Source organism: Bacteroides sp. D55t1_190419_B8 (assembly GCF_015558905.1).
Lineage (GTDB): Bacteria > Bacteroidota > Bacteroidia > Bacteroidales > Bacteroidaceae > Bacteroides > Bacteroides vicugnae.
In genome coordinates this window covers 19,496-44,070 of sequence record NZ_JADMOU010000018.1, presented here as the reverse complement: position 1 = coordinate 44,070, position 24,575 = coordinate 19,496, and the positions used below count along the sequence as shown (strand labels likewise).

General features: G+C 42.9%; 20 protein-coding genes. 11 read left to right on the top strand and 9 right to left on the bottom strand.

What is annotated here, in order from left to right:
* The first annotated feature begins 54 nt into the window (after window positions 1-54).
* Complete coding sequence (locus I2I13_RS15470) at window positions 55-2,121, top strand: TonB-dependent siderophore receptor (RefSeq protein ID WP_195649927.1); 2,067 nt, start codon at window positions 55-57, stop codon at window positions 2,119-2,121.
* 2 nt (window positions 2,122-2,123) lie between these two features.
* On the top strand, window positions 2,124-3,002 hold the full coding sequence (locus I2I13_RS15465; protein ID WP_195649926.1) for a DUF4249 family protein: 879 nt from the start codon (window positions 2,124-2,126) through the stop codon (window positions 3,000-3,002).
* Window positions 3,003-3,106: 104 nt separating this feature from the next.
* Here the strand turns inward: I2I13_RS15465 and I2I13_RS15460 are convergent, their stop codons facing one another.
* The gene (locus I2I13_RS15460) at window positions 3,107-4,108 is read right to left on the bottom strand and encodes a malate dehydrogenase (RefSeq protein ID WP_195649925.1); all 1,002 of its coding nucleotides are present in this window, start codon (window positions 4,106-4,108) and stop codon (window positions 3,107-3,109) included.
* 185 nt (window positions 4,109-4,293) lie between these two features.
* Here I2I13_RS15460 and I2I13_RS15455 point away from each other — a divergent pair, with 185 nt between their 5' ends.
* From I2I13_RS15455 to I2I13_RS15440, 4 genes are all read left to right on the top strand, one after another.
* A complete protein-coding gene (locus tag I2I13_RS15455) occupies window positions 4,294-5,133 on the top strand; it encodes a S1 RNA-binding domain-containing protein (RefSeq protein WP_195649924.1) in 840 nt (279 codons plus the stop codon).
* 115 nt (window positions 5,134-5,248) lie between these two features.
* The gene (locus I2I13_RS15450; RefSeq protein ID WP_195649923.1) at window positions 5,249-5,920 is read left to right on the top strand and encodes a DUF4476 domain-containing protein; all 672 of its coding nucleotides are present in this window, start codon (window positions 5,249-5,251) and stop codon (window positions 5,918-5,920) included.
* A gap of 26 nt (window positions 5,921-5,946) precedes the next feature.
* The gene (locus tag I2I13_RS15445) at window positions 5,947-6,630 is read left to right on the top strand and encodes a DUF4476 domain-containing protein (RefSeq protein WP_195649922.1); all 684 of its coding nucleotides are present in this window, start codon (window positions 5,947-5,949) and stop codon (window positions 6,628-6,630) included.
* Between the two features lie 14 nt (window positions 6,631-6,644).
* Window positions 6,645-7,970, top strand: coding sequence for a hypothetical protein (locus I2I13_RS15440; protein ID WP_195649921.1), 1,326 nt, complete (start codon window positions 6,645-6,647; stop codon window positions 7,968-7,970).
* 30 nt (window positions 7,971-8,000) lie between these two features.
* Here the strand turns inward: I2I13_RS15440 and I2I13_RS15435 are convergent, their stop codons facing one another.
* A complete protein-coding gene (locus I2I13_RS15435) occupies window positions 8,001-9,950 on the bottom strand; it encodes a transglycosylase domain-containing protein (protein WP_195649920.1) in 1,950 nt (649 codons plus the stop codon).
* 360 nt (window positions 9,951-10,310) lie between these two features.
* On the opposite strand from I2I13_RS15435, the gene I2I13_RS15430 reads away from it, so the two are divergent.
* Window positions 10,311-10,826: a DUF3836 domain-containing protein gene (locus I2I13_RS15430; protein ID WP_195649919.1), complete on the top strand. Its 516-nt coding sequence runs from the start codon at window positions 10,311-10,313 to the stop codon at window positions 10,824-10,826.
* A 138-nt stretch (window positions 10,827-10,964) separates the two neighbouring features.
* Here the strand turns inward: I2I13_RS15430 and msrB are convergent, their stop codons facing one another.
* From msrB to I2I13_RS15400, 6 genes are all read right to left on the bottom strand, one after another.
* The gene (msrB, locus tag I2I13_RS15425; RefSeq protein WP_148367099.1) at window positions 10,965-11,993 is read right to left on the bottom strand and encodes a peptide-methionine (R)-S-oxide reductase MsrB; all 1,029 of its coding nucleotides are present in this window, start codon (window positions 11,991-11,993) and stop codon (window positions 10,965-10,967) included.
* An 85-nt stretch (window positions 11,994-12,078) separates the two neighbouring features.
* Complete coding sequence (locus I2I13_RS15420) at window positions 12,079-13,419, bottom strand: TolC family protein (protein WP_195649918.1); 1,341 nt, start codon at window positions 13,417-13,419, stop codon at window positions 12,079-12,081.
* Between the two features lie 19 nt (window positions 13,420-13,438).
* On the bottom strand, window positions 13,439-14,539 hold the full coding sequence (locus I2I13_RS15415; RefSeq protein ID WP_122136268.1) for an efflux RND transporter periplasmic adaptor subunit: 1,101 nt from the start codon (window positions 14,537-14,539) through the stop codon (window positions 13,439-13,441).
* A gap of 129 nt (window positions 14,540-14,668) precedes the next feature.
* The gene (locus I2I13_RS15410; RefSeq protein WP_195649917.1) at window positions 14,669-15,910 is read right to left on the bottom strand and encodes an ABC transporter permease; all 1,242 of its coding nucleotides are present in this window, start codon (window positions 15,908-15,910) and stop codon (window positions 14,669-14,671) included.
* Between the two features lie 4 nt (window positions 15,911-15,914).
* A complete protein-coding gene (locus I2I13_RS15405) occupies window positions 15,915-17,174 on the bottom strand; it encodes an ABC transporter permease (RefSeq protein ID WP_117512777.1) in 1,260 nt (419 codons plus the stop codon).
* 79 nt (window positions 17,175-17,253) lie between these two features.
* Window positions 17,254-17,970, bottom strand: coding sequence for an ABC transporter ATP-binding protein (locus tag I2I13_RS15400; RefSeq protein ID WP_117512775.1), 717 nt, complete (start codon window positions 17,968-17,970; stop codon window positions 17,254-17,256).
* A 179-nt stretch (window positions 17,971-18,149) separates the two neighbouring features.
* Between I2I13_RS15400 and I2I13_RS15395 the strand changes: the two genes are divergently transcribed.
* The gene (locus I2I13_RS15395) at window positions 18,150-19,130 is read left to right on the top strand and encodes an ROK family protein (protein ID WP_117512773.1); all 981 of its coding nucleotides are present in this window, start codon (window positions 18,150-18,152) and stop codon (window positions 19,128-19,130) included.
* A gap of 270 nt (window positions 19,131-19,400) precedes the next feature.
* Here I2I13_RS15395 and rplS read toward each other — a convergent pair whose 3' ends face one another.
* Window positions 19,401-19,754, bottom strand: coding sequence for a 50S ribosomal protein L19 (rplS, locus tag I2I13_RS15390; RefSeq protein ID WP_022011470.1), 354 nt, complete (start codon window positions 19,752-19,754; stop codon window positions 19,401-19,403).
* A 155-nt stretch (window positions 19,755-19,909) separates the two neighbouring features.
* Here rplS and I2I13_RS15385 point away from each other — a divergent pair, with 155 nt between their 5' ends.
* From I2I13_RS15385 to I2I13_RS15375, 3 genes are read left to right on the top strand one after another with little or no spacing between them, the layout of a single operon-like run.
* Window positions 19,910-20,695 carry a 5'-nucleotidase C-terminal domain-containing protein gene (locus I2I13_RS15385; protein ID WP_148367103.1) on the top strand — a complete coding sequence of 262 codons (786 nt, stop codon included), beginning with the start codon at window positions 19,910-19,912 and terminating at the stop codon, window positions 20,693-20,695.
* Between the two features lie 27 nt (window positions 20,696-20,722).
* Window positions 20,723-21,562 (top strand): bifunctional UDP-sugar hydrolase/5'-nucleotidase, encoded by an 840-nt coding sequence (locus I2I13_RS15380; RefSeq protein ID WP_148367104.1) that lies wholly within the window; start codon window positions 20,723-20,725, stop codon window positions 21,560-21,562.
* On the top strand, window positions 21,559-24,570 hold the full coding sequence (locus tag I2I13_RS15375) for a glycoside hydrolase family 3 N-terminal domain-containing protein (RefSeq protein WP_195649916.1): 3,012 nt from the start codon (window positions 21,559-21,561) through the stop codon (window positions 24,568-24,570). The genes I2I13_RS15380 and I2I13_RS15375 overlap by 4 nt, the downstream gene beginning before the upstream one ends.
* Window positions 24,571-24,575 lie beyond the last annotated feature (5 nt).

The window sequence follows — 24,575 nt, the reverse complement described above, 5'->3', positions numbered from 1 at the left end:
AAGGGAATAATTCTCTTCTTCGGCTTTCTTTTTTATAGGTAAAGTGAATTGAATGTGATAAGATACATATTGGTGCTGTTTGCGGTATTGGGAAATATAAGTGTATATGCCCAAACGGAAACGCGTGACGATGATACGATTCGAACCGATTCTATTTGGAGGATTCAGGAGGTGGAAGTGGTGGCGTCCAAGAAATCTCCTGCGTTGCAGCGTAGTGCAAAAGGTGATTGGAAGCTTGATCCGAATGTGGTAAACTTCATGCCGCGTATGCTGGGAGACAGCGATCCGATCAAGACTTTTCAGTTGCTGCCGGGAGTGACTACTGCCGGCGAATTGAATGGGGGACTTTATGTACATGGCAGCGAACCGGGACATAACCTGATATGTATAGACGGGGTGCCTGTGTACAACTCTTCACATCTGCTGGGCTTTTTTTCTATATTCAATAATGATCATTTTTCTTCTTTTTCACTCAATAAGTCTTACCAACCGGCAGACCGCGGCGGAAGATTGGCGGCGGTAGTAGAAATGACTCCTCGTGATTCGGTGGTGCAGCGGGTAAGCGTGTCCGGTAATGTTGGTATATTGGCTTCGAGAATTACCGGTGCAATACCGGTTACTCAAAATAGTGCTATTTATCTATCCGCGAGAGTCACTTATGTAAATCCGATAATCTCCTTGATAGAAGGGGGATTTGAGGATAACACAAGGCTTCGTTACGGTTTTCAGGATTATAACCTTACTTATGTGTGGAAGCCGAACCCTAAAAACAAAATAGTACTGAACAGCTATGTCGGCAATGATTTGTTGAAACTGAAAGAACATCAGTATCAGGTAGATTTCAATATGCAGTGGCTCAACGGAATTGCTTCTTTGAAGTGGGAACGCAGCTGCAACGAAAAGACGTTGTTGACACAAAGAATCTATATGACGCATTACCGTACCAATCTACGAGCAAACCAGAATACACTACGTATGAAAATGCCTTCCCGATTGACCGATTTCGGATATATGGGAAATGTAGACTGGCGGTTGGGGACATGGAAGATGAAGACAGACGGAAATTTCATTCATCATATACTTCATCCGCAATACCCTGAATCTGTGAACATTTTCGAAGGTATCAATGCCGGAAATCCCGGTAGATATGAAATGGAAGAGTTTGCTGTGTATACCGAAGCGGAGAAAAAATGGGGGAAATGGACGATGAATATGGGATTGCGTTATAGTGGCAGCATACAGGGTGATTATTATAATGGAGGAGCCGAACCACGTATTCGTTTGGAATACGAATTACCGGGGAACAGGACATTGAGCTTTTCCTACCAATTGAACAGGCAATATATGAATCAGATTACGGTATCGAGTGCCGGATTGCCTATTGATTTTTGGATGCCTTCGACGAAAGATATATCAGGGCAGAAAGTTCATTCATTAGATGTCTCTTTCTCACAGCCGCTTCGGAATGGAGATTATGAATTGTTGGTGGAAGGGTACTATCGGAAACTGTCTCATCAAACGATATTCAACGGTGGATTGTTAGATATGTTTAATCAGACATACCGGATAGAAGACCATGTACTGACAGGAGAAGGGCGGAATTACGGTGTAGAACTGATGTTGCGGAAAAGCAGAGGACGATGGAATGGCTGGATTGGCTATACGCTTGCCTGGGCTGATCGGCAATTTCCGGAATTGAGAAAAGGAAATATATTTCCTGCCAAATATGACCGTAGACATAATTTGAACGCGATGATTCATTATACGTTGGATAATCATTGGGATTTTGCGATGGCATTTGTGTATGCTTCGGGTAATGCGGTAACATATCCGAGGGCCATGTATATGATAGGCGAGAATGCGGTTTGTGTATACGATGAGTATAACAGCAGCCGCATGCCGGCTTATCACAGAATGGACTTGTCGGTGAACTACTGGCTGGGGCATACAAAAAAGAATTGCATCAATTTGTCGCTTTATAATGCTTATATGAGACATAATCCGGTTTTTGTGCAAGTAGGCGTCAAGCCTTCAGAAGATAAATCCGGTTTGCTGATTAAGAAGAAAAATATGTCTCTTTATAGTTTGTTGCCTTCAGTCAGTTATATATTTAAATTTTGAAGATGTTGAAAGCTTTTTTATATAGTTGGATAGTGATGCTGGTTGCAGCTTTTACCTCCTGTGAGCCGGATTGGGATTTTGACAGTGACTATGAATCGGAAGTTGTGGTGGAAGGTGGTATTACGGCAGACGGATTTGCAAAGGTTTACCTTTCACAAAGTAAAATCCTGAATAGTACATGGGATAGTATAGCACTTTCCAAACTGCCTGTTATGAGTGCTAAGGTAACTGTGAGTGATGGGAGTCAGACCGAAATTCTGGTGGGCAGAATAGATAAAGGCAGATTGCCTTATTTTGTCTATACCGGTTCACAAATCAGGGGAGAAGTGGGCAAGGTGTATATGTTGACTGTCATGTATCGCGGGAAAGAAATAACAGCACGTACTACCATTCCTGAACCGATCCTACTGGATAGCATACGCTTACAGCCAACCGAAGGGTGTGATACGCTTTATCAGGCTACTGCGTATTTTAATGACCCGAAGGGGGAAGCTAACTATTATAAAATATTCACTCAGGTAGAAGAAAAAGATGAGGACTATTATAATGCGTTTATGGGTACGTTTTCTGATGAAATATTAGTATCTCCTGTCGCAACAGCAGAGATTTACCGGGGATTCCGGCATACGGAACTCAACAAGTATACTCCTTTTTTTACTCCTGGTGAAAAGGTGAATATTTGTTTCTCACAAATAACGGAAGAAGGGTTCCGCTTTTGGAGTCAATATGAAAATGAAGTAATCAACAGTGGTAATCCTGTGTTTCCCAATACGACTAATCTATCTGGTAATATAGATGGAGGATTGGGCATTTGGATGGGGTATGGAACTGCCGTTTATCATGTTGAAGTGAAGAATACCTGTTATCATTACAAGCATTGATGAATTGTTTTATTTTCCCTGGAATGGAATAAAAAAAGGCCGAAACCTGACGATCTTTTCATCGTTCCAGGTTTCGGCCTTCTGCTTTCGCTAATATTGTTTGATTAGTCAATATTGGGATTCAATGCATGCCAGTCTTTAATGGCTGGGATAATCCCCATTTCAATCACTTCGTCACGAAGTTTGCATAAATGCTCGTAGCTCTTTTCCAATTCTTCCTGTTCGGCAGGAGTTCCGGCTACTTCTTTATAAGTAACGCCGTCTTTAGTAATTGAAGTTTCCATCGCCATCATGATATGGTCGAATTTGCCATTAGAAACATACGTTCCGGCAGGCCAGCGGAAAGGTTGTCCACCCATAGCAGCGGCAATCATTTCGATAGAAAGATAAGCCGGGCTTTGGAAAGAAGAACGACCGCGCAGGTCGATAATATGCTTACCACCTTGGATGACACGTACTTTCAGTGCTTCCCAATCTGCCAATGGAAGGCGGGTAGTGCCGATGAAATCGGTCAAAGGTTCTCCTTTTATTTTGGTTGTAGAGGCGAATACAGCCATTTGTTCGCCATGACCACCATACGTACGGCAATTCTGAATGTCGGAAGCCGGGATATGGAAGAATTTCACCAGTTCGTTTTGCAGGCGGGTGCTGTCCAGGGCAGCCAGTGTAGAAACTTGAGAGGGTTTCAAACCTGAATACAACAAAGTTATCAGTCCGGTGATGTCCGCCGGATTAAAGATCACAACGATATGTTTTACGTTCGGGCAATATTGATGAACATCTTTACCGAATTGAGCGGCAATTTCTGCATTTCCCTTCAGCAAATCTTCGCGGGTCATACCTGCTTTACGGGCAGCTCCACCGGAAGAGACAATGTAAGAAGCTCCTGTCAGTGCTTCTTTGATATCGGAAGTAAATGTAAGGTTGACACCTTCAAAACCGCAGTGATACAATTCTTCAGCTACTCCTTCCAGAGCCGGGGCAAATGGATCATACAGGCAAATATTCGGAGTGAGTTTCATCATCATGGCTGTTTGTGCCATATTGGAGCCGATCATTCCGGCAGCTCCTACAATCGTAAGTTTCTCGTTGGTTAGAAATTCCATAAGTTTATATGTTTAAAGGTGAATAATTTACTTTTTCTTTTTGTCGCTACAAAGTTAACATATTAGATAGCGGATTGTTCATTGCAAATAGTTTTGCCCGATAACGAAAAGTTATGGCTGACTGTTTGAGGGATCTATTCAAAATAGATTATCTTTGTGTTTTATTACAATAAATAGATAAGAATATGAGCATCGAATTAGGAAAGTTCAATCAGCTTGAAGTCGTGAAAGAAGTAGATTTCGGCGTATATCTCGATGGTGAGGAAGAAGGTGAGATTTTGTTGCCTACCCGTTATGTGCCTGAGGACTGTAAGATAGGAGATTTTTTGAATGTGTTTCTCTATCTGGATATGGATGAGAGATTGATTGCTACGACACTGACTCCGTTGGTGCAGGTAGGTCAGTTTGCTTGTCTGGAAGTCTCCTGGGTAAATCAATATGGAGCTTTTCTGAACTGGGGATTGATGAAAGACCTGTTCGTTCCATTCAGTGAGCAGAAGATGAAAATGCAGGTTGGGCGGAAATATGTGGTTCATGCGCATTTGGATGAAGAGAGTTATCGTATTGTGGCTTCAGCAAAGGTGGAACGTTATCTGTCGAAAGAAAAGCCGGAATATGCTCCGGAAGCAGAAGTGAATATCCTTATCTGGCAGAAGACGGATTTGGGCTTTAAAGCGATTATAGATAATAAGTATAGCGGTTTGCTGTATGAAAATGAAATATTCTGCCCGTTGGAAACTGGGATGGAGATGAAAGCTTTTGTGAAACAGGTGCGTGAAGATGGTAAGGTAGACCTGATTCTTCAGAAACCCGGTTTTGAAAAGATTGACGATTTTTCGAAAACGCTGCTCGACTATATCAAAGCGCATGGAGGGCGAATCTACTTGAATGATAAAAGCCCTGCGGAAGATATTTATGACACGTTTGGTGTCAGCAAGAAAACCTTTAAGAAAGGAGTGGGCGACTTGTATAAGAAACGTCTGATTACCTTGCATGAGGATGGCATTGCTTTGGCGGATTCCTAAACAGAATAGGGATTTCCCTACATACGAATAGAGAGAATCATTGGGGTGGGGAGTTTCCTCACCCTATTTTTGTGCTATCAGATTAAAGATATAAATAATAAAAACTAGATAAGCTATGCGTAAGATTATAATAAGTTTCTGCATCCTGTTCGCTGCCCTCTCTTTACAAGCGCAGTCTGTTAACGGAATCCGTATCGATGGCGGGAATACTCCGATTCTTGTTTACCTGGGAGGGAACCAGATATGTTTACCCACTACTACCTGCTTTATAGCCAATTTAAATCCCGGACATTATACTGTTGAAGTGTTTGCCACCCGCTTTACCCGTGCGGGAGAGCGAGTATGGAAAGGAGAAAAATTATATAAAGATTTCGTTTATTTTGATGGGAGGGGAGTGAAAGAAATATGGGTGGACGGACGTGATAACATACGCCCGGAAAGACCCGGCCGTCCAGACCAGGGAGAACATCGTCCGGGATATGGTCACAACAGGGTGATGAACGATCAGCTCTTCCAAACGTTTTATAAAGAGATGAAGAATGAGCCTTTTAAAGATGATCGTATGAAGTTGCTCAATGCTGCATTGGCTGGTTCTGATTTCACATCTGCCCAATGTCTCCAACTGACCAAACTGTATACATTCGACGATGACCGGATGGAGATTATGAAGATCATGTATCCCCGGATTGTAGATAAGGAAGCTTTCTTTACGGTGATTAATACCTTGACATTTAGCTCCAGCAAGGAAAAGATGAAGGATTTTATGATAGGGTACGGTAAACGTTGATACTATTAACTAAAAACGATACGGTTATGAAAAAGATACATATTATGCTGTGTTTGGCGTTGGGAATATTGGTCAGTGGCTGTTTTACCAGCTATGTATCTACCAAACAGATGATGGGTATAAATCAGGGAATGACTCAATCGCAGGTAGAGTCCGTTTTAGGAAAACCTGATTTCCGGCGTTTTGACGGTGATATGGAAGAATGGGAATTCCATCGTGATAACGGTACGCCTGTACTTACTTCGGAACCTGTGACGATAATCGTTCAGTTTGTAAATAGAGAGGTGGTTAGTATGGATACGTTCAAAGGTTATGGCAGACCTTCACCGCATCCGGTCGTTATTCCTCCACCAGTCAGTAATACTGTTCAGGTCTTTCCCGACAATAATGAGCCGGTCAAGGAAATACGTTTAATGACTGATAGTGAGTTTAAAAGCTTCATAGATAAGCTGAAATTTACGATTCCGAGGGATGACCAAAAGGCGTTGATTAATAGTATGCTGGAAAACCATGATGTCAATTCAACTCAATGTGTGGCGATAGTAAAAGAATTTTCTTATACTCCCGATCAAGTGGAGGTGATGAAGAAGTTGTATCCGTATGTTAGGGATAAGCAGAATTTTAACAAGGTGATTGATATCTTATTCACTAACATATATAAAGACGAGGTGCACAAGTTTATCAGAGAATATCATCAGAATAATAAATGATAGGAGATTGAATTATGAAACGAATACTGTTTTTACTCTTTGCTGTCGGTCTGACTGCCAATATGACCGTAATGGCTGGAATGAGCACTAGCAAGGTACGTAAGGAGACGCGTTTTCTTACCGATAAGATGGCATATGAATTGAGCTTGAGTACACAGCAATATAATGATGCGTATGAGATTAATTACGACTTTATTTATTCTGTCCGTAATATCATGGATTACGTAGCACGTGGTTACGAATGGGCATTGGATGATTATTATGAAGCGCTGGATATCCGTAACGACGATCTTCGTTGGGTATTGAGTGATGCACAGTATCGCCGGTTCCTCGATGCCGAGTATTTCTATCGGCCGATCTACGTAACCGGAGGGAAATGGAGTTTCAGGGTTTATGTCAATTACCCGAATCGTAGTTTGTTTTATTTTGGTGTGCCTTACCATTACCGTACTTATTGTGGAGCACATTATCGTCCGCACTTTCACCATGTGAGTTATTATCGGGGCAGATATACTAATTTCAACCATTATTCTGCACCGCATCGGGTGAGAGATCAGCGAGTATTCCACTCGTATCGTCGTTCGGATTTCGGTTCTGTCCGGTTCCGTCCGAATACTTCCACTCGTCCGCATAATGCACCGACACGTCCGGGTAATTCTTCCCGTCCGGGTTCATCGACAACACGTCCTGGTACATCTCGCCCAAGTACCTCTACTCGCCCCGGAACGACAACAAGACCTGGTACGTCAACACGTCCCCGTCCGGAATCTGGAGCAGATCGGCCTTCGACTTCTGTCAGACCATCTACACCGTCCGGAAGTGGAAGACCTGGTAACAATGTTGCTCCTGATAAAAATGGGAATACGAATAGAGTAGAAAGTGATCGTAATTCTGGTCGTCGTCCGGAAACGGGTTCCGGTTCTTCAAGCTCTAATCGCAGACCAACAAGCGGAAGTTCAACTGGTTCCAGTTCCTCCAATCGTGAAAGTGGAAAAACAAGTAGCAGTTCGAGAGAAAGTTCAAGTAGACGAAACGATAGTAGTTCCTATAATAGAAATAACAGCTCTTCCAGTTCCAGCCGCGGTAGTTCCAGTCGTAGTAGCTCCAGTCGCAGTGATTCTGGTCGCAGTAGCGGTAGTACTACCAGTCGTAGCAGCAGTGCCACTTCTAACCGGAGTAGCGGTAGCTCGAGTTCTACTCGAAGCAGCGGTAGCTCTACCCGGAGCAATGTCTCTAGCGGACAAACAGAAAGACGCTCTTCTTCCGGAAGTACGAGAAGCAATAGCACTAAAAGCTCTTCCCGTTCCTCTGAAAGAAACAGCAGCAGTTCAAGAAGATAACCTATTCCTTTATTATTTATATCAATCTCATTACTCCTCAGCGGAAGGAGAACTAGACTCCGGGTTTTCACCGGCTAGACTATTCCGGGCAGCGCCCGTAACTTGGATATCGGGGCGGATACTATCCGCCTCGATTTCACTTATTATTCCTTTCTGTGCAAGCCGCTTGGCAATCAACTTATAATAGCCTTCCATATTCTCCTTTAACTGTCCGCCTTCTGCAAAAGAGCTGCGGAAATGCTTGGGCTTCGGGATAATGGAAGCCAGGAAAATACTTTCTTCCGTGTTCAGTTGTGAAGGGCGTTTATTGAAATAATAAATAGAAGCTTCCTGAATACCATAAACGAGCGGCCCCCATTCAACAATGTTCAGATATACTTCGTACATGCGTTCTTTAGAAGTTAATCTTTCATTCTCTATTAACCATACAATCAATGCCTCTTCCAATTTACGTGCAAAGTTCTTATTACGGTTCAGGAATACATTCTTTACGAGTTGCATGGTGATCGTGCTTCCTCCACGAGCAAAGCGTTTCACTTGCAGGTCGTAAATCAATGCTTCCCGTAGGGCGTCGGGCAGGAAACCGCGATGGTAAAAGAATGCTCCGTCCTCACTTTGCATAACGGACATTCTTAGGATGGGGGAAATGCTATCCAATGGTGTAAAGTGTTCGCACGAAGGGCCAATAGGAAAAGTCCGCACCGGTATTCCGTTCTCATAAGCTGTATAAATGAACTCGTCGGACATTTTGGAGAGTGAAGTGGCCCCATAGCTTGTGATGCGGAAGTCTTTCTCTTTCAGTTCGGATTCCAGTTTGAGACTATCCAGTTGTGCAAAATCAATATCTAATAGAAAATGATAGGCTAGCTCGCCACTTGTCTTGATGCCTTCCAGATTGCTGAATAATCCTTTGGGGAGAGAGCTGAACAGATCATCTGCCGGAAACCAGGATTTGTTGACCGCAACAGTGAAATGCCAGTTTCCTTTCTCTTTCTCGGCTCGCAAATAAGGATGAAACTGGAGTTTGTTGAAATCAACAATGGTCGTACTATCCAGCTCGAGTGAGTGCCCGCTTATGTTCATCTCGTAACAGAGTTGTCCACGATCGAGATGAATTACTTCAGGAGAGAGGGCTTTATGAAATACGTCAAGTCCGTTCACTCTCGCTTTTCCTTTGAGGAGCAGTTGATTGGATGCACGCTTATCTTTAGTCATATTATAAGATAGGGTGTCGAAAGTGACTTCTGCTCCAAAACGGCGGGTTATATAAGGTAGTGAGATTTTTCTTTTTTCCGGGGCAAAGAGAGATGCTTTTAATGTATAGTCTCTTCTGTTCAGTTCGCCTGCCGTTTCCCATAGTTGTTGAGGCAGTGTATCTTCTTTTATCTGAATGGTTGATTGGAAATGATTGTTCTCAATAATAAAAGAAGGAATGTTGACTGCAACGAAATTACTATCTTTACGTTCGGTTATATTGATTTGACTGAGTTGCCCGTTTTCAGGCAGGAAACCGTAAATGAGGTTTAATATCCGGTCAATACGGTTGGCATAGTCACTTTCTATGACAGGTTTGGGGGCTGCTTCTTGTTGCCGTTTAAAGAACAGGAAATCGTAGTTAGCTATGCTGTCATGCTTGATGAAGTTGATTGCCAGCCCGTTCATAAGTACATTCCGTACTTCGATTTCTCCTTTTAGCAATTCCCAAAAACTTAGTTTTACATTGACGGATTGTAATGTCAGGAGGGTATCCCGTTGGTTGGGAACAATAGAAAGTCCTTGTAAAGCCACTTCATTGCAGCCTTTCATTCGTAACTCCTGATAATGAATTTGCAGACCGTATGTTTGTTCGGCACGTGTAGTTCGTTTGTCAACGATATGGCATAAAATGACATTGCGGAATGCAAAGAGACAAATGAGGCTGGTAAGCAAGATACCGATAGCCGATAGAATGATAATTCTTTTTTTGCTGGACGTTTCCATCTTCTTTTTCTTGATGTGATAATCGCTGCAAAGGTAGATAATAATTCGGGCAACAGGCGGAGTATTTTCCTCTTTTTTAGAGTTATATCCATCAGTAGAAAAAAGAAAATACGAAAAAATGGTTGGTTGTTCGCTTTTGAGCGTACAACTGTCCGTTTTCGTACACCGTTCTGTTTTGTGATTCCGTTGATTATTAGTTGGTTATCTTTTTGGCACGCTCGTTGCATCTCTATAGTCGCAAGCGGACAACGAAGAAAAATGAGAAAAACTTCAGAAGGTTGCAACCGTTTGAGACGCTTGATCCGTCTAATAAACAGAAGAATAAAAACAGAATGTTGAACAAATAAAAAATATACAATTATGAAGACTACAGTATTATTCAGAATGATCGTTTTAGTTGCTATGGTATTTGCAGGAATCGCTAATGCAACAGTGAAGGCACAGGGTAATAACTTCATTACTAATGAAGAAAAAGTAGATGATCTCGTAGTATCGAAAGTGATTTACAGACTCGATGGTTCTCTCTATCGCCACATGAAATATGATTTTACTTATGACGATCAGAAGAGAATATCCTCCAAAGAAGCTTTCAAATGGGATGCTTCTATTGAAAAATGGATACCGTACTTCAAGATTGATTATACTTATTCATCTAATGAAATCACTTTGGTATACGCACGTTGGAATGACTCTCACAGAGCTTACGACGCATCTGTTGAAAAGAGTGTTTATGAACTGAACGACGCTAATATGCCGGTTGCTTATATGAACTACAAATGGAATGATAAATGGATTGAAGAATCCGGTTCCAGCTGGGCTATGAATGTGTCTGCTCCGGCAACTAATGAAGCAACTCTGCTGACTGCCAGCAGATAAAAATAAATCGGAGTTGTGAAACTCCTTCTCTCTCTTTTAATTTAACTACATTAAAAACGGTGGATTTCCTTATGGGATAATCCACCGTTCTGTTTATCTGATGAACAGTTATGATTAGCTTTTGTAACTCTTCAATATTTATTTAACGAGTGGTAGATATTCTCCATAACCTTCCTCTTTCATTTTATCTTTCGGGATAAAACGAAGTGAAGCGCTATTGATGCAATAACGTAATCCACCTTTCTCTTTCGGCCCATCTGTGAATACGTGTCCCAAATGAGCATCTCCGGTTTTACTGCGTACTTCCGTACGTATCATGCCGTGCGAAGTATCTTTCTTTTCTGCGATCAGATCTTTTTGAATTGGTTGGGAAAAGCTTGGCCACCCGCAACCTGAATCGAACTTGTCAGTAGAAACAAACAGAGGTTCTCCGGTAGTAATATCTACATAAATGCCGGGACGATGCTCATTCCAGTATTCATTGTGGAAAGCTGGTTCGGTGGCATTCTTTTGGGTTACGGCATATTGTTCCGCCGAGAGTTTCTTACGAAGGGTTGCATCATCCGCTTTTTGATACACTTTAGCTTTCGGCGCATTCGCTTTGCGTGCCATTTCGAATAAAGCAGGATTGATATGGCAGTATCCACCCGGATTTTTATCCAGATAGTCCTGGTGGTAAGTCTCTGCCGGATAGAAATTAGTCAATGGCTTTACTTCTAGGACAATAGGAGTTTTATATTGTGCGGATAATAATTGAATTGCCTGCTTGATGACAGGGAGATCTTCTTTATCTACATAATAAATTCCGGTTCTATACTGTGTTCCCCGGTCATTACCTTGCCGGTTGAGGCTGGTAGGATCTATTGTCTTGAAATATAGATCGAGCAGTAAATTCAAATCTACCGTTTTCGGATCATAAACCACCTTTACTGTTTCGGCAGCATTGGTTTTTCCGGAACAAACCTGTTCATAACTCGGATTGGCAACATTACTGTTGGCATATCCTACCTGAGTACTTTCTACTCCTCGAATTTGTTTCAGGAAATGTTCTGTTCCCCAGAAACATCCTCCCGCAAAATAGATTTCTGCTTGATTCTTCATTGGTTTAGCAACTCCTAAAAATATATTACTAATCATTATAATCACTATGACGATAAAATACTTCATATCCGTTAGTTCTTTCTATAATAACGAATGAACCAACGGATATGTTTTAAGGAACTACTATACTAAACTCAACTTTATTTCTTTTTTATTCAATGACCTGTCCTTTGTAGAAGTCCAGAATTTTAGTCCGGAACAGATAGTCGTATTTTGCCTGCAACTTATCCGAAAGAGCTTTCGTCAGATTAAGTTTGGCTTCATTGTATTCCACAAAGGTAGCTTTGCCATTATTAAACTTTTCGTTCATGAGTCGGAAAGACTCTTCGCTGGCTTTCACTGCCACTTCACTGGAATTGTATTTGCTTTCTGCAGCTAAAGCATTGTACCAAGCCTGCTGAATCTCTTTATAAAGAACCTTTTTGGCATTATCCAGTTTCAGATTCTGATTGAAGTGTTGTAAACGTGCTGTACGAACGCGGTTCCGAGTAGCGAACCGATTGAATAAAGGTACACTGAGACTGAAAGCAATGCTTTTGTTTCGATTCTCTCGCATTTGAGTTCCGAAATTATTTTTTAAATCAGAAGAGAATCCCGTTCCCCAATTTCCCCCTAGATTGAGTTGCGGATAGAAACCGCTTTGTGCAATACGGATACTTTTTTCACTCCCCAATAATCTGTATTGTGCTGCTTGAATCTCCGGTTTGTTGGTAACTGCATATTGGTAAATTTCATCTGGAGGCGTCAGCAGGGTAGTGACAAATGTGGTGTCAGCCTTCTGTATGGAGAGAAGGTGCGGATTACTTAATTCTAGTAGTTGGCTTAGGTCGAGGAGTGCTAGTTGGTAATCATTATCGGACTGCGTTACACTTAATTCGTCTTGAGCAACACGGGATTTCGCTTCCGCTACTTCTGAAGGCGAAGCTTTGCCTACTTCAAAAAGCCGGACGATTCGGTTGGACTGCTCTTTGCTGAGTTCAACCTGGTTGATTGCTACTTGTTTCAGTTCCTGAGTTAACAGAACTTTTAAATACGCAGAAGCAACCTGAATCGCTATATCTTCTTTCGCTTTCTCCAAATCGGCTGTGGCTGCTTTGAAATTTAGTTTGGCTAGTGCATATTGATTGGGTATCTCAAAACCAGTGAAAAGCGGAATTTCTGTCGAAAGAGATGCGTTAGTTCCATAATTATATGTGTTCTTATAAACTTGATATTGATTTCCATCTTTATCAGTCTCTGTCACACTGTTACGTCCCCAGCGCCAATTTTGTCCGGCAGAGCCGTTAAGGTTTGGCAAGCGTGCCCACTTGGCGGTACTTATATCAACGGCACTTTGTTCTACATTATTGGCAGATTGGCGAACGGTGATATTATGACTGATGGCGTAGTCAATACATTGACGTAGCGAATAGTTGTGTAACGGAACTTCAGATTCTTGAGCGGAGCAAGTGATTGCTCCCACAAGGCATATGATTGCTGTTTTTATTCTCATTGTTATAGGTCAAACTAAATTATTTATCTTTTTTCTCTGCACCACGTATTTTGTCCTGAACGGTTACCCCTTTCTTGATTTCTATCTTGATTCCATCACTCATACCGGCAGTCACCTGTGTACGCTGGAACTTTTGTTCGGGCACTGAATCTGTCATGATGTACACAAATGTAGAGTCACCACTAAATTCAACAGTGCTTTCGGGCACTGCCAAAACCTGATTGGCTCTTTGTAACACGATTTCCGCATTAGCCGAATATCCGGAACGAATCTGAACAGAATCCGGAATGGTAATCGCAGCCTTGATTTCAAACTGGTTGGCTCCATTGGTTTCCACCCCTTTCGGAGAGATATATTCCAGAATGGCGTTGAATGTCAGATTCTGTAAAGCTCCGATGGTCAGCTTGATCGGCATTTGTTCGTGGATACGTCCCACTTCTGTTTCATCAATATTACCACGGAAAATCATGTCGTTCATGTTGGCTACCGTAGCAATCGTGGTTCCATCATTGAACGTGTTACTCATAATCACGGAATTACCCGCTTTTACAGGTACGTCCAGAATTAACCCGTCAATGGTAGAGCGAATCATCGTGCTACTGAAGGAGGCACTGTTTTTGGTAATTCCTTCTTTTACGATTTCCAGATTGTCTTTGGCCGTCTGTCTTTCTTCGCGAGCCTGCTTCAAAGCCACTTCACTTTTCTCGTATTCCTCCCGGCTGATTAACTGACCGTCATACAACTTCTTCACACGGGCGAAATCCGTTTCTGCCTGTGTTGCATTAATTTCTGCCAGGCGCACACGACTTTCTGCAGAATTCAGTTGTCCGAGTTCAGGGATTACTTTTACTTTGGCAATAACTTCCCCTTTTCTTACGGCTTGTCCGGCTTCTTTATATACTTCGTCGATAATGCCCGAAATTTGCGGTTTGATTAAAATTTCGTCTCTCGGTTCCACCTTTCCGGTAGCTACTGTCGTTTTTTGGAGGTCAGTCATTTCCGGTCTTACTGTTTCGTAAGTGATTACCTTAGGCTTGGATTTCTGATAAAGGAATACGAATGTTCCGACAAGAATGATAGCAACGACTACCAATAATGTGATTTTCAGATACTTTTTCATGATTTTATTTATGATTTTATTATTTACGGTTGATGATTGAAATCTCTACGTCTCTAAACAATTGAACAACACCCGCTCTACAATGATTTCTCAATCGTAAATCGTAAATTGTCCAATCGTCCAATCTCCTTATTCATCCCGGATTGCTTCAATCGGTTTGATAGCCATGGCCCGGTAAGCAGGTGCCAGACCTGCCAACATGCCCAGTGCAATCAGAAGCGCACAAGTGCCGATTGCCAGTCCGAAAGTAACTTGAAAACGGACATCCCCTCCGTCAGCATTTGCTCCCATCTCAACCAGTTGCAATACCATGACGGCAAAGGAAATTCCACACATTCCCGCAATGGTAGTAAGTACCATACTTTCCGATAGAATTTGCTGCAGGATATCTTTCGGTCGTGCGCCGATCGCCCGGCGGATACCGATTTCGGTGGTACGTTCTTTGACGGTCACCATCATAATATTGGATACGCCGATGGCACCTGCCAGCAAAGTTCCCAATCCTACCATCCAAACCAGTATGTTGATACCGGTAAACAAGTTATCGACCATAGAGAACATGGCTTCGGCATTCAGGCACATGACAGCTTGTTTGTCATCCGGAGAGATATAATGTGCGGCTTTAATGACCTGTTCCATTTGGGGTTGTACTTCAGACACTTTGACTCCATGCTTCGCGGTGAAACAGATCACATCGATTTGTCCTCCCATGTTGTAAGTCTGCTGCATCGTAGTGAAAGGAAGAGTGACGGCTTCTGACGCCCGCCCCTGTATATTCATATCACCTTCGGAAGAAGACATGCCAATCACTTGATAATAAATGCCATCTACTCTTACATATTTGCCACACGGGTCTTCTCCCGGTTTGAAAAGACTTTCATAAATTCGTTTTCCGATGACACATACTTTGCGTGCTTCCTTTATATCCACCTCATTGATGAACCTGCCGTATGCCATTTCCTGCGATTCAATGTGGAGATAATCCGGATACAGTCCTTTCACGCTACAATCATATTTCTTATCTTCATATACGGCTTTGGAACCCCAACGGGCTACGGACGGAGTAATGATCTCCACCTCTTTCACTTGGGAGCGAAGACGGTCGATGTCGGTAGATTCCAGATTCCACCATCTCCCTTTGCGGAAGCCTTTGTAAGCCTCACCCGTTCTTTGCGAGGCAAGGAAACCGGAATTGGTGGCAAATCCTTCAAAGTTCTTTTTCATCATGTCTTCCAATCCTTGTCCGCCGCCGATGAGGGCGACGAGCATGAAGATTCCCCAGAAAACACCGAATGCAGTCAGCAGGCTTCTCGTCTTATTTCTTGTAATGGTGATGAGGATTTCCTCACACGTATCCATGTCTATTCTCATAGTCTTAATCTGCTCTAAGTGCTTCGATTGGCCGGATGCTGACTGCTTTTCGGGCAGGGAATAATCCGGCTAACGTACCAGCTATTATTAATGTGAGTGTAGCCTGTATGGCGATTCTTATATCTACTGTCGGGTTCAGGAAAACAGTTTCCGTCCACATTCCGGTATCCATTGTCTGATTGCCGAAGGCACTGTTCATCCATTCGGTCACTCCGATACCGGCTACCATGCCGATGTATCCGAATATGGTGGTGATGGTGACACTCTCTACGATAATCAACCAGAGAATGGAAAGCGGCTTGGCTCCCAAAGCCTTACGAATACCAAATTCGCGGGTACGTTCTTTTACGGTAATCAGCATAATGTTGGAAACTCCTACGATTCCGCTTAGCAATGTGAAGATACCGATTACCCAAATAGCAATACGTAGCATATTCGAGCCTTGCTGCTGTTGCAAATAGTTGGTAAAACGATTCCAGATCCAGATAGCGCTGTGGTCTGTCGGGTCAAAACGATGATTGGCTCCCAATACTTTGCGGTAATGGGCTTCAAAAGCCTCATTGGCCTCAATTGTTTCCAGATTTTTGGTAGTCATGACCAGGTTATTCAGCTTGTCTCCTTTGTTATAAATCGTTTGAAGAGTGGTAAAAGGAATGTATGCATCGCTGTCACCGCTATCTCCTTTATCATTGTAGAGACCTACTACCTGATAAACCACATTACCGGCATTGACAAACTGTCCGATTGGTTCGGTATGGGTTTTATCAAAAAGAATTTCTGCTGTCTTTTTATGGAGCACAATTACTTTCCGGCGCTCTTTAATATCAATCTCATTGATAAAACGTCCTTTGAAGAGTTTCACCACTTCTACCTCTGTATGGTTGGGATATACGCCGGAAAGGCTCAAACTGACGTATTCTTGCCCGAAGCTAAGATTTACATCTCCCTGCCATACGGTTGCTCCGGCCTTGATGACATGATTCGGGAAATAATGACTGGTAGCATCCATGTCTTTATTGTCCAGTTGCACCCGTCTTCCTTCTTTCAGTCCGTCGTATGATTTGCTGGTCCATCCCGGAAAAATCTTGATGGAGTTCATGGCACGTTCGGAAGCCGATTGCTCGAATGCGTGGATCAGTCCGTTGCCTGCACCTAGCAGGACGATAAGCATAAAGATTCCCCATGCCACGGCAAATCCTGTGAGAAAAGTCCTAAGCTTGTTACGTTTGATGGTACTATATATTTCTTGCCAGATGTCAATCATTTTTTTAAGTATTAAGTAATGAGTATCAAGTATTAAGTATTAGGCTGCGCTGTGGCCGCATGGAATTAATACTTAATACTTATTTCATAATCCCGTCTTTTCCGAAAGGAGAAGCGTCATGGTCGATATTATCTTCAATACGTTCGATGATTCCGTCTTTGATATGTATAATCTTGTCTGTCTGGTTGGCGACTCCACTTTCGTGGGTGACAACGACAATCGTCATTCCCTGTTTATGAAGATCTTTCAGAATCTGCATTACTTCTACAGAAGTTTTACTATCCAAAGCTCCTGTTGGCTCATCTGCCAGAATGATTTGTGGTTGAGTGATTAAAGCCCGTGCGATGGCCACACGTTGTTTCTGACCGCCACTCATTTCGTTCGGCATGTGATGCGCCCAGTCTTTTAAACCCAGGCGGTCGAGATATTCCAAGGCAAGTGCATTCCGTTTTTTGCGACTTATTCCTTGATAGAATAAAGGAAGTGCTACATTCTCTACGGCATTTTTAAAGGAAATCAGATTGAATGACTGGAAGATAAATCCGATCATACGGTTGCGATATTCGGCAGCTTTGGTCTCGCTCAAGTTCTTGATGAGTACGTTGTTCAGATAATAATCTCCGGTATCGTAGTTGTCGAGGATTCCCAATATGTTGAGTAAAGTTGATTTTCCAGACCCGGATGCTCCCATGATAGAAACAAATTCTCCCTGTTCGATATTGAGATTGATACCTTTAAGTACATGGAGAGGCGCTCCGTTGTTGTAGGTCTTGTTGATATTCGTTAGTTGTATCACAATTTTCTTTATTTAGTTTCTGTTTTCTGATAATTTTCTACTATTAGACGTGTGAAAGATACGAAAAGTTGCAAACAGGTTGAACTTTTTTCAAAAAACATTTTGTAGACTCAATCTTCTTTACGTAATTTGTGTGCAGTAAACTTAATGATTAACTAACCCTTTTAAATAGAAGTATCATGAATTCAAACATGGAAAAACCCTACGTAGTAGGTATTGACATAGGCGGAACGAATACCGTCTTTGGAATTGTAGACGCACGCGGAACTATTATTGCCAGCAGTTCAATCAAAACATCCGGTTACCCTACAGTGGAAGAATACGCTGATGAAGTGTGTAAAAGTCTGCTTCCATTGATTATTGCTAATGGTGGTGTTGATAAAATCAGAGGTATCGGTATCGGTGCTCCGAATGGTAACTACTATACGGGAACGATTGAATTTGCTCCGAACCTGCCTTGGAAGGGAATTCTTCCGTTGGCAGCCATGTTTGAGGAAAGACTGGGTATTCCCACTGCTTTGACAAACGACGCAAACGCTGCTGCTATCGGTGAAATGACTTACGGTGCTGCCCGTGGTATGAAAGACTTTATCATGATTACACTGGGTACTGGTGTGGGTAGCGGTATCGTTATCAACGGTCAGATGGTGTATGGTCATGACGGTTTTGCTGGTGAATTGGGACACGTTATCGCCCGTCGCGATGGTCGTCTTTGCGGTTGCGGTCGTAAGGGATGTCTGGAAACCTACTGCTCGGCTACCGGTGTAGCTCGTACAGCCCGCGAATTCCTCGCTGCCCGTACGGATGCTAGCTTGCTTCGTAACATTCCTGCAGAAAACATCACTTCAAAAGATGTGTATGATGCAGCTGTACAAGGTGATAAACTGGCACAGGAAATCTTTAGCTTTACAGGTAACATCTTGGGTGAAGCACTGGCAGATGCTATTGCATTCTCCAGTCCTGAAGCAATTGTATTGTTCGGTGGTTTGGCTAAGTCCGGTGACTATATCATGAAACCAATTCAGAAATCAATTGATGATAATATTCTGAATATCTATAAAGGCAAGACTAAATTGCTCGTTTCCGAATTGAAGGATTCTGATGCTGCTGTATTGGGCGCCAGTGCATTGGCTTGGGAACTGAAAGATTTGAAAGAATAACATTTCATTATTATAATAAAGGTAATGAAGCCTCGGGAGTTTATGACTTTCGGGGCTTTGTTTTATTTGGTCCTTTCTGACGTATACGGCTTATTCAGACAAAGGGTTATTCTCACCGTAGTGAGAAAATATTCTCATACCTATGAGAAATTATTCTCATTGCAATGAGTATTTTTTCTCATAGGCATGAGAATGTTTGAGAAAATGCACAATAAAAAAGGGAACCTCATAATGAAGTTCCCTTTTTTATTTCGAATCGAAAAGTTCGGCTTATCCGTTAACTCTTTTTTCTTTGATTCTAGCTTTCTTACCAGTAAGAGCACGCAGGTAGTACAATTTAGCGCGACGAACTTTACCTACCTTGTTCACTTCGATGCTATCGATAGCCGGTGATTCGATTGGGAAAATTCTTTCTACGCCTACAGTTCCTGACATTTTACGTACAGTAAAACGTTTTTTGTCTCCGTGACCGGCGATTTTGATAACAACACCACGGTACAACTGTACACGTTCTTTGTTACCTTCAATAATACGATATGCTACTGTTACAGTGTCTCCTGCTTTGAAGCTCGGGTGCTGTTTTCCGGTAGCGAATGCTTCTTCTGCAATTTTAATTAAATCCATTGTTGTTATTATTAAATTGTTTCATCGTTACAACGCAACATACCAAGTATCTCTTCTCTTGACAGCGATTGCGCGAAAGCGGTGCAAAGTAACGAATTATTTGCCAGATAGCCAAATGTTTTTGTATATTTGTAGCATATCTAAAAATAGCGAACATGAAACAGACTTATGCAAAGTATCTGATGGTGGCAGCGTTGGCAGGAGGCTTCCTGTTTACTTCCTGCCGGACCGCACGCGAGACTACGGCTCAGTACGAAGTAACTAAAGTAGAGGGTAGCATGATAACGATTGATTCCGTTTGGGACACCCATCCCAACGCGAAAGCTGCCGAAATATTAAAGCCTTATAAGGAAAAGGTGGACGCGATGATGTATGAAGTCATCGGTACCAGTGCGATGAAAATGGAAAAAGGAGCTCCTGAAAGCTTGCTTTCCAACCTTGTTGCAGGTGTTTTACAACAAGCGGCGGTTCAGGTGTTGGGGAAACCTGCCGATATGGGATTGGTAAACATGGGCGGCTTGCGAAATATTTTGCCTGCAGGAGATATCACAGTGGGAGATGTTTTTGAAATTCTTCCTTTTGAGAACTCCCTTTGCGTGCTGACTATGAAAGGGACGGACTTGAGACGTCTTTTTGAAGCGATTGCATCTTTACATGGGGAAGGAGTGAGCGGTATCCGCCTTGAAATTACCAAAGATGGAAAGTTGCTGAACGCCTTTGTCGGTGAAAAGCCACTAAAGGATGACCTGCTTTACACGGTGGCTACTATCGACTATCTGGCAGATGGAAACGGACGGATGGATGCTTTTCTGCAGGCAGAAAAGAGAGTATGCCCTGAAAATGCAACCTTGCGCGGACTATTTCTTGATTATGTACGCAAACAGACTGCCGAAGGCAAAGCGGTTACCTCCAAACTGGATGGACGTATTACCATAAAATAAAAAGGAGAATCTAAAAATATATTGAATATGAAAAGATTTCAGATATTATTCCTGTTATGTCTTGCATTGGGCTTTACTTTCTCAATCTTTGCGCAAGATAAGGATACCAAAGAAGTGATTATTTTACAAACAAGCGATGTGCATAGCCGTATCGAACCTGTCAACCAGAAGGGGGACGAATACTATAACAAAGGCGGTTTTCTTCGTAGGGCTGCTTTTCTCGAACAATTCCGCAAGGAGCATAAGAATGTGCTGCTTTTCGATTGCGGAGATATTTCTCAGGGAACACCTTATTATAATATGTTCCGCGGAGAAGTGGAAGTTAAACTAATGAATGAAATGGGTTATGATGCTATGACTATCGGTAACCATGAGTTTGATTTCGATGTGGATAATATGGAACGCATTTTCAAGATGGCTAATTTCCCGGTTGTTTGTGCCAACTATAATCTGGATGCTACGGTATTGAAAGATATAGTTAAACCCTACGTCGTTCTTGAGAAATATGGTTTGAGAATTGGTGTGTTTGGCCTTGGAACCCAACCGGAAGGGATGATCCAGGCTAATAAATGCGAAGGAGTCGTTTATGAAGATCCTATCCGCGTATCCAACGAAATTGCTGCTTTGTTGAAAGACGAAGAAGGTTGTGATTTGGTAGTATGCCTGTCTCATCTGGGCATTCAAATGGATGAACATCTGGTTGCCGGGACACGCAATATCGACGTGATTCTGGGCGGGCACTCTCATACATTTATGAAAGGCCCCAAAACATACTTGAATATGGACGGAAAAGAGGTGCCTGTTATGCACACGGGAAAAAATGGTGTTCGTGTAGGCCGTCTCGATTTGACTTTGAAACATAAATGAAGATAATCCCCTCAATAGTAACGCTTTTATTCTTTATCGCAGCCGGCACGGTTTCAAGTCCGGCGCAAAATGCTACAACCGTTGAACCTCTGCTGGTGTATAAAGCCCTTCAGGACAAGGACTGCCGGCACTGGGTTGATTCGGTTATGGATAAGCTTTCCTTTAAAGAAAAGGTAGGGCAGTTGTTCATCTATACCATTGCCCCGGTAGATACCAAACGAAACCTGGAACTGTTGCGCGAAGTGATCGACACCTATAAAGTGGGCGGACTTCTCTTTTCCGGTGGGAAGATGCAAAATCAGGTTGAACTGACAAACCGGGCGCAACGTCAGGCAAAAGTCCCTTTGATGATTACCTTTGATGGAGAATGGGGACTGGCCATGCGTCTGCGTGGCATGCCTGTTTTTCCACGGAATATGGTATTGGGATGTATCCGTGACAACCGGCTGCTCTATGAATACGGGCGTGAAGTTGCCCGTCAATGCCGGCAGATTGGAGTACAGGTCAACTTTGCTCCGGTGGCGGACGTGAATATAAATCCTAAAAATCCCGTTATCAATACCCGTTCTTTTGGAGAAGATCCGATACAGGTGGCTGACAAGGTAATCGCTTATGCTTCCGGTTTGGAAAGCGGAGGGGTTTTATCTGTGTGCAAACACTTTCCCGGACATGGAGATACCGATGTCGATTCGCATAAGGCGCTTCCGGTACTTCCTTTCACTCGTGAGCGTCTGGACAGTGTGGAACTTTATCCTTTTAAAGAAGCTATCCGTGCCGGATTGGGCGGTATGATGGTAGGACATTTGCAGGTTCCGGTGATAGAACCGATTGGTGGACTTCCGTCTTCCTTGTCCCGCAATGTCGTATACGATTTGCTGACAGATGAACTGGCGTTCAAAGGACTGATATTTACCGATGCGCTTGCCATGAAAGGAGTGGCGGGAAATGGAAATGTCAGTTTGCAGGCTTTGAAAGCAGGTAATGACATGGTATTGTCTCCCCGAAACTTGAAGGAAGAGATACCGGCCGTATTGGAAGCCATTGAAAAAGGGGAGTTGACCCGCGAAGATATTGAAAGCAAATGCCGCAAGGTCTTGACTTATAAATATGTGTTGGGACTCAAGAAAAAGTCGTATGTACAATTATCCGGTCTGGAACAACGGATCAACAGTCCGCAAACGCGTGATTTGGTTCGTCGGTTGAATTTTGCGGCAATAACAGTTCTGAACAACAAGAATCATATTCTCCCTCTGCATACAGACAAAGAGCAGACGATTGCATTGCTCGAGGTAGGAGATCCCGGAGAAACTGATGCGTTGGCGAAACAACTTTCCCGCTATACGTCTTTGGCTCGTTTTTCCCTTCGTGCCAATCAACCGGAAGGGGTAAATCAGCGGTTGCGTGATTCTCTGTCTACCTATAAACGGATCATTGTAGCCGTCAGCGAACAGCGGCTGGCTTCTTATCAGTCTTTTTTTGCGAAATTTGTTCCTGAAAGCCCGGTCATTTATCTGTTTTTTACTCCCGGGAAGATGATGTTGCAGATTCAGCGGGCGGTGGCTCATGCTTCGGCGGTGGTGCTGGGACATAGTTATAATAGTGACGTGCAGCGTCAGGTGGCAGATGTGTTATTTGCCAAGGCATCCGCAGACGGACAGTTATCGGCAAGTCTGGGAGAACTGTTCCCAACGGGAGCAGGAGTGACTATTACCCCTAAAACACCGTTGCATTTCGTTCCGGAAGAATACGGGCTTTCTTCTGTTCATCTAAAACGGATTGATTCCATTGCACTGGATGGTGTCCGTCAGGGAGCTTATCCCGGTTGCCAGGTGGTGGTGCTGAAAAACGGTCATATTATGTTCGATAAGGCTTTCGGTACTTATACGGGCAAAGGAAGTCCTCGTGTCGAATCTACGAGTATCTACGATTTGGCTTCCCTTTCAAAAACGACGGGCACCTTGCTTGCCATTATGAAACTCTACGATAAGGGACGTTTTAATCTGACAGATAAGATTTCGGATCATTTGCCGTTCTTGCAACGTACTGATAAGAAAGATATAACGATTCAGGAAATTCTGTATCATCAATCCGGTTTACCCTCTTGGATTCCTTTCTACCAGGAAGCTATTGACAAGGATAGCTATGATGGAAGGTTATTCAGTGCACGAAAAGATGCACACCATCCGTTACAGTTGGGGACCACCTCATGGGCGAATCCGAAATTCAAGTTCAAGAGTGAATATGTCTCTTCCGTTAAAACCGGTGATTATATTGTTCAGATCTGTGACAGCTTGTGGTTAAACCGTTCTTTCCGGAAGGTGATAGAAGAGAAAATAGCAGAAGCTCCGTTAAAGCAGAAACGCTATGTATATAGTGATGTAGGATTTATATTGTTGGGAATGTTGGTGGAACAACTGGCCGGTATGTCTATGGAAGCCTATTTGCAACGTGAGTTTTATGAACCGATGGGGTTGGAGCATACTGGTTATTTGCCTTTACGCCGTTTTGCCAAGTCGGAAATTGTTCCTTCTAATAAAGACCGTTTCTTGCGTAAAGAAATTTTGCAGGGATTTGTGCATGATGAGGCTTCCGCTTTCTTTGGCGGATTGGCTGGAAATGCCGGACTTTTCTCTACTGCCCGTGATGTAGCCCGCGTTTATCAGATGTTGCTGAATGGAGGGGAAATAGACGGTCAACGCTATCTGAGTAAGGAAACCTGTCAGTTGTTTACTACTGAAACATCGAAGATCAGCCGGCGTGGTTTAGGCTTTGACAAGCCCGATGCAGATGATCCGAAGAAAGGGAATTGTGCTCCTGCCGTACCTGCCGAAGTGTATGGCCATACCGGATTTACCGGTACATGTGCATGGGTGGACCCGGTGAATGAACTGGTTTATGTATTCCTTAGCAACCGGATTTATCCGGACGTAACGAACCGCAAATTGAACCAGCTGCACATTCGTGAGCGAATACAGGGAGCTATTTATGATGCGATGAAGAAAAAATAAAAAAA